Annotated in this window: 8 protein-coding genes, 2 pseudogenes and 1 riboswitch; of the genes and pseudogenes, 8 read left to right on the top strand and 2 right to left on the bottom strand. The window is 72.6% G+C overall.

Translation table 11 applies throughout. The annotated features are described in order from the left end of the window. The first annotated feature begins 141 nt into the window (after positions 1-141). Positions 142-274: riboswitch (SAM riboswitch) on the top strand. Between the two features lie 11 nt (positions 275-285). Further along, positions 286-1,563, top strand: a complete 1,278-nt coding sequence (gene thrC, locus ACMCNK_RS18955) for a threonine synthase (RefSeq protein ID WP_412737731.1) — start codon at positions 286-288, stop codon at positions 1,561-1,563. 285 nt (positions 1,564-1,848) lie between these two features. Continuing rightward, on the top strand, positions 1,849-2,832 hold the full coding sequence (locus ACMCNK_RS18950) for an N-acetyltransferase family protein (protein WP_412737730.1): 984 nt from the start codon (positions 1,849-1,851) through the stop codon (positions 2,830-2,832). A gap of 16 nt (positions 2,833-2,848) precedes the next feature. Here ACMCNK_RS18950 and ACMCNK_RS18945 read toward each other — a convergent pair whose 3' ends face one another. After that, the gene (locus ACMCNK_RS18945; protein ID WP_412737729.1) at positions 2,849-3,376 is read right to left on the bottom strand and encodes a GNAT family N-acetyltransferase; all 528 of its coding nucleotides are present in this window, start codon (positions 3,374-3,376) and stop codon (positions 2,849-2,851) included. A 472-nt stretch (positions 3,377-3,848) separates the two neighbouring features. On the opposite strand from ACMCNK_RS18945, the gene groL reads away from it, so the two are divergent. The 3 genes from groL (at position 3,849) to ACMCNK_RS18930 (ending at position 7,691) form a co-directional block, all read left to right on the top strand. Continuing rightward, positions 3,849-5,471, top strand: coding sequence for a chaperonin GroEL (gene groL, locus ACMCNK_RS18940; protein WP_412737728.1), 1,623 nt, complete (start codon positions 3,849-3,851; stop codon positions 5,469-5,471). A 148-nt stretch (positions 5,472-5,619) separates the two neighbouring features. Beyond that, on the top strand, positions 5,620-7,422 hold the full coding sequence (locus ACMCNK_RS18935) for a glycerol-3-phosphate dehydrogenase/oxidase (protein WP_412737727.1): 1,803 nt from the start codon (positions 5,620-5,622) through the stop codon (positions 7,420-7,422). Further along, positions 7,419-7,691, top strand: coding sequence for a DUF4031 domain-containing protein (locus ACMCNK_RS18930; RefSeq protein ID WP_412737726.1), 273 nt, complete (start codon positions 7,419-7,421; stop codon positions 7,689-7,691). Before ACMCNK_RS18935 ends, ACMCNK_RS18930 begins: the two co-directional genes overlap by 4 nt. On the opposite strand, the gene ACMCNK_RS18925 is transcribed toward ACMCNK_RS18930, so the two are convergent. Continuing rightward, a complete protein-coding gene (locus tag ACMCNK_RS18925) occupies positions 7,692-8,330 on the bottom strand; it encodes a metal-dependent phosphohydrolase (protein WP_412737725.1) in 639 nt (212 codons plus the stop codon). 38 nt (positions 8,331-8,368) lie between these two features. Here ACMCNK_RS18925 and ACMCNK_RS18920 point away from each other — a divergent pair, with 38 nt between their 5' ends. The 3 genes and pseudogenes from ACMCNK_RS18920 to ACMCNK_RS18910 all read left to right on the top strand — a co-directional run. Continuing rightward, a complete protein-coding gene (locus ACMCNK_RS18920; protein ID WP_412737724.1) occupies positions 8,369-9,568 on the top strand; it encodes an FUSC family protein in 1,200 nt (399 codons plus the stop codon). A 126-nt stretch (positions 9,569-9,694) separates the two neighbouring features. Further along, positions 9,695-9,811: pseudogene (locus ACMCNK_RS18915) on the top strand (DNA integrity scanning protein DisA); the annotation flags it as partial. Positions 9,812-9,854: 43 nt separating this feature from the next. Next, positions 9,855-11,750: pseudogene (locus tag ACMCNK_RS18910) on the top strand (PrsW family intramembrane metalloprotease); the annotation flags it as partial. Positions 11,751-11,855: the final 105 nt, after the last annotated feature.

The raw sequence follows: 11,855 nt of genomic DNA, 5'->3' as shown, positions 1-11,855 counted from the left end.
TCCCGGTCTCGGCGGGAGCGACGGTCAAGAGCACGACGGACGTGCGACAAAAAGCTCTAATCCCCGAGAGGACGCTCACAGATCGGGATCACAGGGTGATGAGCACCCTGACGCCCCGTAAGCTGGGCGGCACAACTGCATACCTCATCCAGAGGGGCTGAGGGAACGGCCCGATGACGCCCCGGCAACCACCGCACTCGACTCGATGACGAGGCCAGACGTGCGGCAGGTGCTAATTCCGTCCCCCGCGCGACGCGCCGGGGAAAGATGAGAGGACGGCCTCCCATGACGTCGATCGTCGACGCCCCTGTCTCGACGAGCCCCGCTCGCGCCCTCGTCTGCCGCGGCTGCGGCGCCGAGTTCCCGCTGGCCGCGCAGCACGCCTGTTACGAGTGTTTCGGGCCCCTGGAGATTGCGTACGATCCGGCCGCGCTCGCCGGGGTGACCCGTGCCCAGATCGAGGCGGGCCCGCAGAACATCTGGCGCTACGCCGCGCTGCTGCCCGCCGGGCAGGATCCGGCGCAGCGGGTCACGCTCGACCCGGGGCTGACGCCGCTGGTCAGCGCGCCCGCGCTGGCCGCCGCGGTCGGGCTGCGCGCGCCGCTGTGGGTGAAGGACGACTCGGCCAACCCGACCCACTCGTTCAAGGACCGGGTGGTGTCGGTGGCGCTGAGCGCGGCCCGCGGGCTCGGGTTCACGCGCTTCGCCTGCGCCTCCACCGGCAACCTGGCCAACAGCGTGGCCGCGCACGCCGCTCGCGCGGGGGCGCCGTCGGTCGTGTTCATCCCGGGCGACCTGGAGCAGGGCAAGGTCGTCACGACCGCGGTGTACGGCGGCCAGCTCGTCGCGATCGACGGCTCGTACGACGACGTGAACCGGCTCTGCAGCGAGCTGGTCGAGACGGAGGAGTTCGAGGACACCGCGTTCGTCAACGTCAACGTCCGGCCGTACTACGCGGAGGGTTCCAAGACCCTCGGGTACGAGGTGGCGGAGCAGCTCGGCTGGCGCATCCCGGCCCAGGTGGTCATCCCGATGGCCAGTGGCGAGCTGCTGACCAAGGTGGACAAGGCGTTCACGGAGCTGGTCGAGATCGGACTGGTGGAGGCGCCGGCCGGCGGGTGGAAGGTGTTCGGCGCGCAGTCCGCGGGATGCAACCCGATCGCCACGGCGCTGCACAACGGTACGGACACCATCACGCCGGTGAAGCCGACCGGCATCGCCAAGTCGCTCAACATCGGTGATCCGGCCGCGGGGGCGTACGCGATCGAGACGGTGACCCGCACGGGCGGGTGGATGGACTACGCCGACGACGACGAGATCCGGGCCGCGATCGGGCTGCTGGCCCGTACGACCGGGGTCTTCGCGGAGACCGCGGGCGGGGTCACGGTCGCGGTGCTGCAGAAGCTGGTGGCCGGTGGCCGGCTCGATCCGGATGCTGAGACGGTCGTGTTCAACACCGGCGAGGGCCTCAAGACGCTGGACGCGATCGCCGCCCAGGTGGGCCCCACGCACCGGATCAAGCCGTCGCTGCGTGCGGCACGTGAGGCGGGCCTGCTCGGCTGAACGGCACCGTCGGGTATCCGACCGACAACTGGTTTTTCCTTCGGGGGAGGGCTTGCGGACCGATCCCGGGGTCGGCAGGATGCTCTACGCGGGAGGGCGCGTCGCCGTACGAGGTCCCACCTTACGAGCTTGGCGACAATCTCCTAGGGGCCCAACGACCCAGCGCCGGAGGCGCTGTGCGCGCGTCCTCCCGACCAAATCTCCTCTGCCGCCAGATCTTCTCTGCCGACTGTGCCTCGGCGTAATTCGCCTGCGCCGGACGGTGTGTGCGCTCATCCTGGCGGGATGCGCATCGAGCCGATCACCGAGGCCACCCTCGAGCGGGCCTTCACCGTGGTACGAGCCGCCATGGAGCTGGACGTTCCGGACCTTCCGCCCGCGGAACGGGCGGTCTTCTTCGCCGCGTTCCACCACCCGTTCCCGGGGGCTCTCCAGGAGCGTTACCTCGCGTCGGACGACGATGTCCCGGTCGGATTTCTGGGGATCAATCTGCCCCGATACGACAACTTGGACAATGTGCACCTCGACCTGATCGTGCACCCGCAGCACCGGCGCCGCGGCGTCGGCCGGGCGCTGTACGACCACACCGTCGCGCGGGCCCGCGCGCTGGGCCGTAAGCGCCTCATCGCGACGACCGAGGGGCCCAGCCCGGACGGGCCGGCCTTCGCGGACGCGATGGGAGCGGCGGTGGCGCTGCGCGAGACCCGCAGCCGGTTCGACGTCGCGCATGCCGACGAGGAGGCACTCGACGCGATGCGGGCGCAGGCGTGGCGGCACGCCGACGGATACCGGATCGTGCAGTGGATCGGGATCCCCCCGGACGAACTGCTCGACGATCTCGCGTACCTGGACGGTCGGCTGCTGGAGGACGCCCCGGTCGGCGACCTGGCCGTGGAGGCCGAGCAGGTCGACGGTGCCCGGGTGCGCGGCACCGAGGAGGCGCGGCAGGGCCGCGGGCTGACCGCGTTCCACACCGGCGCGGTGCACACCGGATCGGGGCGGCTGGTCGCCTGGAGCGCCCTGACCGGGACGCAGGAGGCCCCGTGGCACGCCTGGCAGCAGATCACCATCGTTCACCCCGAGCACCGTGGGCACCGGCTCGGCCTCATCGTGAAGCTGGAGAACCTGCGCCACATCCGCGCCGCCCGGCCCGGGCTGGCCGCGATCGACACCATCAACGCGTCCGCGAACGAGCGCATGCTCGCCATCAACCGCGAGATGGGGTTCCGGCCGGTGGATGCGCAGGTCCAGTGGCAGCTGACGCTCTGACGGGCCGCGCCGGCCGTCAGGCGCGGCGGCGCATCTGCAGCTCGGTCAGCGCCGGGATCACCGGGTGGGGCACGCGGACGCCGGTGTCGGTGAACCCGATGCGCTCGTACGCCCGCAGCGCCCGGTCGTTGCCGACCACCACCTCCAGCATCAGTTCCGGGCGCCCGGCGGCCCGGGACCAGTCCGCCACCGCCTCGATGAGCTCATCGAGCACCCCGGCCCCGCGGTGCGCGGGGGTGACGTAGACGGCGAACACCACGGTCGCACCAGGATCGTCCGGCAGCACCGTCCCGCCCGCGTGCCCGATCAGCGGGCCGGCGCCCGGATCCGCCACGAACTGCGCGAGCCGTGGGCCGTGGCACGCCTCGGCGATCCGCCGCCGGTAGTCGTCGTGCGGGCGGGCGGCGGCCTGCGCCAGCGTCTCCAGGAACGCGAGCGGGCTGTCGGCGAGCATCTCCAGCCGCAGCGCGCGGGTCCGGGCGGTGTCGGCGGGCGTGACCCGGTGGACCGTACGGGTGCGGGGCCGGGCGAGTGTGCCGGTCATGGTGTCTGCCTACCGGTCTCGGGGCGGCCAGGCAACTCGGATGCGGTATTCCGACCGCACGGAGCTGTGCGTTGATCACGGTGAGTGCTTGCCCGGCGCGATTCCGTCGTTCGGTCCGCGTGGCGCGTCGATCGGGGAGATGATTCGCTGGCCCGATGCGGCCTGCTCACCGTACGTGATCAAGACCTCGTCGCAGCGGCGTGGGCTACCGCCGGGTGTCCTTGCACTCGCCACCTCAGAGTGCTAAACAGGTCATTGGCACTCGCGCCACGCGAGTGCCAACAGGTCGGGACGGTGGGGTCACGGTCACGGCGCCGCCATCGGTGCCGGGGCACGAGGCCGGTCGTCGCGGGCTATCCGGCCCGTCCTGCGGACGTCGCATCGCCAGGTGGCGACGTCCGGAGATCCTCAACGTGCGGAAAGCGGGGCCGAGAAGGCCCGGCACCGCGAGTGTCCAGGAGGACAACGCCGTATGGCCAAGATCATCGCATTCGACGAGGAAGCTCGTCGCGGCCTCGAGCGGGGCATGAACCAGCTCGCCGACGCCGTCAAGGTGACGCTCGGCCCCAAGGGCCGCAACGTCGTGCTCGAGAAGAAGTGGGGCGCGCCCACCATCACGAACGATGGTGTGTCGATCGCCAAGGAGATCGAGCTCGAGGACTCCTACGAGAAGATCGGCGCCGAGCTGGTCAAGGAGGTCGCCAAGAAGACCGACGACGTGGCCGGCGACGGCACGACGACGGCGACCGTCCTCGCCCAGGCGCTGGTCCGCGAGGGCCTGCGCAACGTCGCGGCCGGCGCGAACCCGATGGCCCTGAAGCGGGGCATCGAGGCCGCCGTGGCGAGCGTCTCCGAGGCGCTGTCGCAGATCGCCAAGGACGTGGAGACCAAGGAGCAGATCGCCTCCACCGCCTCCATCTCCGCCGGTGACTCCACGGTCGGCGAGATCATCGCCGAGGCCATGGACAAGGTCGGCAAGGAAGGCGTCATCACCGTCGAGGAGAGCAACACCTTCGGCCTGGAGCTGGAGCTCACCGAGGGTATGCGCTTCGACAAGGGCTACATCTCGGCGTACTTCATGACCGACGCCGAGCGGATGGAGGCCGTCTTCGACGACCCGTACATCCTCATCGCCAACAGCAAGATCTCCGCGGTCAAGGACCTGCTGCCCGTCCTCGAGAAGGTCATGCAGTCGGGCAAGCCGCTGGTCATCATCGCCGAGGACGTCGAGGGCGAGGCCCTGGCCACCCTGGTCGTCAACAAGGTGCGCGGCACGTTCAAGTCCGTCGCCGTCAAGGCCCCGGGCTTCGGCGACCGCCGCAAGGCCATGCTGGAGGACATCGCGATCCTCACCGGCGGCACGGTCATCAGCGAAGAGGTCGGCCTCAAGCTCGACGCCGCCGACCTGAGCCTGGTGGGCCAGGCCCGCAAGGTGGTCATCACCAAGGACGAGACCACCATCGTCGACGGTGCCGGCAACGCCGAGCAGATCCAGGGCCGGGTCAACCAGATCCGCTCCGAGATCGAGAAGTCGGACTCCGACTACGACCGCGAGAAGCTGCAGGAGCGCCTGGCCAAGCTGGCCGGCGGTGTTGCGGTCATCAAGGTCGGCGCGGCCACCGAGGTCGAGCTGAAGGAGCGCAAGCACCGCATCGAGGACGCCGTGCGTAACGCGAAGGCGGCCGTCGAGGAGGGCATCGTGCCCGGCGGTGGCGTGGCGCTCGTGCAGGCCGGCAAGACCGCGTTCGACAAGCTGGACCTGTCCGGCGACGAGGCCACCGGTGCGAACATCGTCAAGGTCGCCCTGGACGCCCCGCTGCGCCAGATCGCGGTCAACGCCGGCCTCGAGGGCGGCGTCGTGGTCGAGAAGGTGCGCAACCTGGAGGCCGGTCACGGCCTGAACGCCGCCAACGGCGAGTACGTCGACCTGCTGGCCGCGGGCATCATCGACCCGGCCAAGGTCACCCGCTCGGCGCTGCAGAACGCCGCGTCGATCGCCGCCCTGTTCCTCACGACCGAGGCGGTCGTGGCGGACAAGCCCGAGAAGACCCCGGCCCCGGCCGGTGCCCCGGGCGGCGGGGACATGGACTTCTGAGTCCAACCCCACACGCACCACGTCAAGGCGGGCCGCTCCGGCGGCCCGCCTTTTCGCGTCCCTACGCACCGATTTCCACCCGCACGCGCCGCCACAGCGCCACGTTTCCCTCGCCGGTGTGACACCCGGGGGCGCTAACCTCATACGGGTGCGTGATCCCTCCGTCTCCCGGTACTCGGCCGGTCGGCTGTCGCCGATCCGCCGCATCGCTGACCTGCGCCGGCTGCGCAACGAGCAGTTCGACGTCCTCGTCGTCGGCGGCGGAGTCACCGGCGCAGGCGCAGCCCTGGACGCCGCCTCCCGCGGGCTCAGCGTCGCCCTGGTCGAGGCCCGCGACCTGGCCGCCGGCACGTCCAGCCGGTCCAGCAAGCTCATCCACGGCGGGCTGCGCTACCTGGAGCAGCTGGAACTGCACCTGGTGCACGAGGCGCTGACCGAGCGCGGTCTGCTGACCAGCCGGCTCGCCCCGCATCTGGTGCGTCCGGTGCCGATCCTGGTGCCGCTGCTGTCGGCCAACCCGCCCGTCCGCGCCTGGAACCGGACGTACTACGGGGCCGGTGTGGCCGCGTACGACGCGTTCGCCGGGGTGTTCGGCAGCGGCCGGGGGATGCCGCTGCACCGGCACCTGACCCGCGACGGGGCCCGAGGATTGTTTCCCAGCCTGCGCGCCGACGCCGTGACCGGCGCGATCCGGTACTACGACGGGCAGGTCGACGACGCCCGTCTCGTGGTCAACCTGGCCCGGACCGCGGCCAGCCTCGGCGCGGCCGTGGTCACCAGCGCCCGGGTCACCGGTTTCGTCCGGCAGGCCCGCGAGGTCGTCGGGGTGCGGGTGCGGGACCTGGAATCGCCCGACGCCCCCGAATTCGAGATCCGCGCCCGTACGGTCGTCGCCGCCACCGGCGTCTGGAGCGACGACATGTCCCAGATGCTCAGCGACGTGGGAGTCCGCCCGGGGATGCGGGTGCGCGCGTCCAAGGGGGTGCACCTGGTGGTGCCGCGCTCGGCCATCACGGGCGAGGCCGGGCTCATCCTGCGTACGCCGACGTCCGTGCTGTTCGTCATCCCGTGGGGCGGCCACTGGATCATCGGCACCACGGACACCGACTGGGAACTCGACCGGGCCCACCCGGCCGCCTCCGCCCGCGACATCCGGTACCTGCTCGACCAGGTCAACACCGTGCTGGACCGGCCGCTGACCACGGACGACATCGAGGGGGTCTACGCCGGGCTGCGGCCGCTGCTGTCCGGCGAGGCGGATTCGACCTCGAAGCTGTCCCGGGAGCACGCGGTGGTCGAGCCGATGCTCGGCCTGCTGCTCGTGGCGGGCGGCAAATACACCACGTACCGGGTGATGGCCGCGGACGTCATCGACCGCGCGGCGCGCCGCCTCGGCCAGCCGGTGCGGTCCTCGCGGACCGACCAGCTGCCGCTGCTCGGCGCCGACGGGTACGCGGCCGCCTGGCGTGACCGGCACGACATCGCCCGCCGCCACGGGGTGACCGCCGGGGTGGTCGAGCACCTGCTGGAGCGGTACGGCACCCTGACCACCCATCTGCTCGCCATGATCGCGGCCGAGCCCGGGCTGGCCGGCCCGCTGGACGGCGCCCCGGAGTACCTGTCCGCCGAGATCGCCTACGCCGCACTGGCCGAGGGGGCCCTGCACCTCGACGACGTGCTGACCCGGCGTACCCGGATCTCCATCGAAACGGCGCACCGCGGCACCGAGTCCGCCGCGCACGCCGCCGAGATCATGGGCGAGGCGCTGGGCTGGAGCCCGGCCGTGCGCGCCCGCGAGGTCGAGCACTACCTGGCGCGGGTGCAGGCGGAACGCCAGTCCCAGACCATGCCGGACGACCTCACCGCGGACGCCGCCCGCATCGGGGTGCCCGACGTACGTGGCATCGCCAACGACCGGGGCGGCGCGGACCTGCTCGAAGTGGACCTTTGATCCTCGTCGACGAGCCGCGCTGGCCGGCCCGCGGGCGGCTCTGGTCCCACCTGGTCAGCGACGTCTCGTACGCGGAACTGCACGCGTTCGCGGAGATGCTCGGGGTGCCGCGGCGCGGGTTCGACCGCGACCACTACGACATCCCGGCCGCCCGCTTCCCGGCCGCGCTGTGGCTGGGCGCGACCCTGGTCGCGCCGCGCGACCTCGCGGCCCGGCTGCGCGGCGCCGGCCTGCGGCGTCCCAAGCACACCGTCCGCGGGCGGGCGTGATCACGTCAGCGTGCTGAGCTCGCGGGTCAGATTCGCGCGGGCCCGGGATTCCCACGCCTCGTGCAGGGGCGCCAGGCGATAGATGCGGGGCAGCTCCAGCAGGGCCGTCAGGACCTGGGTACGTCCGGCCCGGAACGCGTCGTCCGGCACGTGCGCGTACTCGCGGCGGATCGCCACCGTGTACGCCGCGTACCGGTCGTCGTCGGCGGCCAGGATCGCCAGGTCGGCGTCGCACAGCAGCTCGCCGTCCGGGTCGTCGGAGTCGGTGGCGTGCCCGGCCGTCAGCCCGACCAGCCGCGCCACCTCGTCGGCGACCCCGGCCGGTGCGCCCAGCGTGGCGAGCAGACCGGCGGCGAATTCGGCACTGTCCCGCTCGTTCGCGTCGCCCAGCGCGCGGGGGTCGTAGACCGCGTCGTGCAGCCACGCCGCCACCCGCACCCGATCCGGTGCGGGGGCCAGGTCCGCGTACCGGTCGATGACGTCGAGCACGGCACTCAGGTGGGTCACCGTGTGGTACTGCCGCTGCGGCTCGGACCAGCGGCCCAGCAGGTACGCGCCCGCCGCGTCCAGGTCCGTCTCGGGCACGGTCGCTCCCGCGCCCCGCGCCGCCGCGCTCCACCGGTGCACCAGATCCGTCACGCCGACATCGTGGCATGCGGGCCCGTAGGGTCGGGGACGTGACCCGGAGCGCGCAGCGCGGGAACAGCGACGAGCGGCAGCGGGGGCTGGCGGCGGCGCTCGCGCAGGTGCGCGGCAGCTCGCGGACGAGGGCACAGGCGAGCTGGTCGCGCGTCCGGATCGGCTTCTTCCTGGCCGTCCAGGCGGGCGTCGCGGCGGGACTCGCCTGGTTTCTGGCGCACGACGTGATCGGCCGCGCCAATCCGTTCTTCGCCCCGGTCGCCGCGGTCATCACGCTGGCCGCCTCGGTCGGGGCACGCGTGCGGCGCGCCGCCGAACTCGTCCTCGGCGTCGCGATCGGCATCGGCATCGGCGACGCGATCATCCTGCTCATCGGCACCGGCCCGTGGCAGATCGCGCTCGTCGTCATGCTGGCCATCGTGGTCGCCACGGCCCTCGGCGGTGGGCCGTCCATGGTCGTACAGTCGGCGTCCTCGGCCGTGCTGGTCGCGACGCTGACCTCCGCCACCGGGGTGCCCTGGACCCGGTTCATCGACGCGCTGGTCGGCGGCGCGGTCGGCCTCACCGTCATGACCGTGCTGCTGCCGCTCAACCCGCTCACCATCGTCCGGCACGCCGCCGAGCCCGCGCTGCGGGCACTCGCGGACGGGCTGCGTACCGTCGCCGAGGCCCTCGCGGAGCGTGACGAGGCCCGGATTCTCGCCGTCCTGGACGAACTGCGCGGGGCCGAGGCCGCCTTCGCCGGGTACGCGGCAGCGGCCGCCGCGGCCAAGGAGAACGTGGCATTCGCCCCGGTCCGGTGGCGTACCCGCGGCGCCCTCGCGCAGTACGTCGACGGCGCCAACCAGGTGACGTATGCGCTGCGGAACATCCGGGTGCTCATCCGGCGGGTGCTCACCGCGCTGGACGACGGCGAATCCGTACCGGCGGTGCTCCCCGCGTCGATCGAACTGCTCGCGGACGCGGTGGACCTGCTGCAGCACGACTGGGCGAAGGGGATCGAACCACTGGCCGCCCGCGAACAGGCGCTGCGGGCGGCGGCCGAGTCGGGCAAAGCGTACGGCGAAGGAGTCGGATTCTCCGGCGGGGTCATCGTGGCGCAGGTCCGGACCACGGTCTCCGACCTGTTACGGGCCACCGGCGTCGAGTACGGGGAGGCGCCGCGCATGGTGCGGCGTGCGGCGGGCTGGCACGGGCGTTCGCGCGGCGGGCGCCGCGGGCGTACCCGATCGCCGTGACGGCCGGGGTGGCGGCGAGCCGTGTTCACCGGTGAGCAGGCGGCGACGGCACGGCCGGATTGGCCGGGGTCCGCCGGGGTCGGCGGGGTCGGCGTGCCGCTCCCCGCCGCGGGCGGCTGCGCTGCGGTGATCCGCGACTACCTGCCCGCCGGGCGCAAGGCCCGCACCCTCGACGAGGCGCTGGTTGAGCTGGACCTGCTGCTCACCGTTGCCGGGGTCGGGGTGCTGCGTCCGGCCCGGGCTGGCTGGGGCGGCCCGCCGAAGCCCGCATGGCTAGGCTGGCGGCATGGCCGACGAAGCACCGGGCGGGTCGCCCGACCAGCCTGCCCCCTCTGCGGCCGGCCAGTCCCCAGCAGGCTGGTCGCCGCCCGATCCCGTCGTGATCCCGGATCCCGTCGTGGCCCCCGGGGCGGCACCGGGGCCGGTTCCGGTGACCGGGACCCCGGCGACGGCTTCGGGCTTCGGGCCGGTTCCGGTGACCTCGGCGACGGCTTCGGGCTTCGGGACGGTGCCGGCTTCCGTCCCGGCGGCACCCGGCGGGGGGATCCTCGTACCCGGAGTGACCTGGACCGGGCCCGGCGAGCGGCAGCCGGAGCTGCCCCACCGGCGCGGGTGGCGGCGCTGGCTGCCGCTGGCCGCGGTCATCGGATTCATCGCCGTCTGCGCCATCGCGATGCTGGTCTTCCTGGGCTACAGCTTCGGGATCGCCGGCCTGGTCATCGGCCTGGTGGCGGCGATCCTGCCGGTGCCCATTCTCGTGGGCTGCTTCCTCTGGCTGGACCGGTACGAGCCGGAGCCGACCCGGTATCTCGTCTTCTGTTTCGCCTGGGGTGCCGCCGTCGCGACGGCCGTGGCACTGGCGGTCAACACCGGGCTGGCCTGGGTCTTCGAGCAGGCTCACCTGCCCGAAGCGCTCGTCGCGGTGCTCGTCGCGCCGTTCATCGAGGAGTCGATGAAGGCGCTCGGGCCGATCCTGCTGCTCTGGAAGCGCCGCCGCGAGTGGTCCGGCATCACCGACGGCATCGTCTACTGTGGCATCTCCGCGATCGGCTTCGCCATGGTGGAGAACGTGCTGTACCTGGGCGGCCACGGCTACGCGGCCGGCGCCGACCAGTACGGCCCGGCCACCGGCATCCAGAACGTCTTCCTCATCTTCATCGTCCGGATCGTGTTCACCGGCTTCGCCCACCCGCTGTTCACGTCGATGAGCGGCATCGGCCTGGGCATCTCCTCGCGTTCGCCGGACCGGCGGGTGCGCTGGCTCGCACCGATCGCCGGCCTGCTGCTGGCCATGATGCTGCACGGCACGTTCAACCTGCTGCCGACGCTGTCGGTCGCCACCGGGCAGCCACTCATCATGCTGTACGGCTACATCGGCTTCATGGTGCCGCTGTTCTTCGCCATGGTCGGCATCGCGGTCGCGCTGCGCGGCTGGGAGGGCCGGCTCAGCGAGCGGATCCTGCCGTACTACGTGCGTGCCGGCTGGCTCTCCCCGCCCGAGGTGGGCGCGCTCGGCAGCCTGGGCCGGCGCCATTCGGCGCGCCGCTGGGCCCGCCGCGTCGCGGGCGTCCCGGGTTTCAAAGCGATGCGCGAGTTCCAGTTCGCGGCCACACAGCTCGCGCTTCTGCGCGACGGGATGCAACGGGGCCTGGACCGCCGGCCCGAAGACGTGCAGCATGCCGGCGACGAGGAACGACGCCTGCTGGAGGCGATCACGGCGTACCGGTCGACGTTCGTGGGGCGGGACCCGCAGACGCCGCAGGCGCTCTGGGACGGCGACGGCTACCGGATCGCGTTCCCGGACGGCGTGACACGTACCGTGCCCGCGCCCGAGGAGCCTGTGGTGCCCGTTCCGGTCCGCCTCGCGCCGCCGGTGCCGGTGGGGGCGGGCTGGGGCGCTGCCCCGTTCGGTGCGTCGGCGCCGCCGTACGGCCCGCCGCCCTACGCCGCCCCTACCGGCTACGCCGTTAGCGGCGGCTATGCCGCTCCGAGCGGTTATCCCGCGCCCGGTGGTTACGCCGCGCCCGGCGGCTATGGCGCACCGGGTGGCTACGCGCCTCCGAGCGGCTATGGCAGCCAGGGCGGTTACGTCCCAGGCGGTCACGTCCCAGGCGGCTACGGCCCACCGGCCGGATACGGTGCACCCGGGGGCCCTGCGTCGCCGGGAATCGGCGCGTATGGCGGGGTGCCCGCTCCGGCCCCGACGTCCGGCGCGATCCAGCCGGGTTATGGCACCTCGGGAGCCAATGTCCCTCCCGGCTATGACGGCCCGGTTTTCGGCGCCCCC

The organism is Krasilnikovia sp. MM14-A1259, from assembly GCF_047159535.1.
Lineage (GTDB): Bacteria > Actinomycetota > Actinomycetes > Mycobacteriales > Micromonosporaceae > Actinoplanes.
Note: the sequence above shows the minus strand (reverse complement) of the source record. Positions and strands in the feature narration are given on the sequence as shown.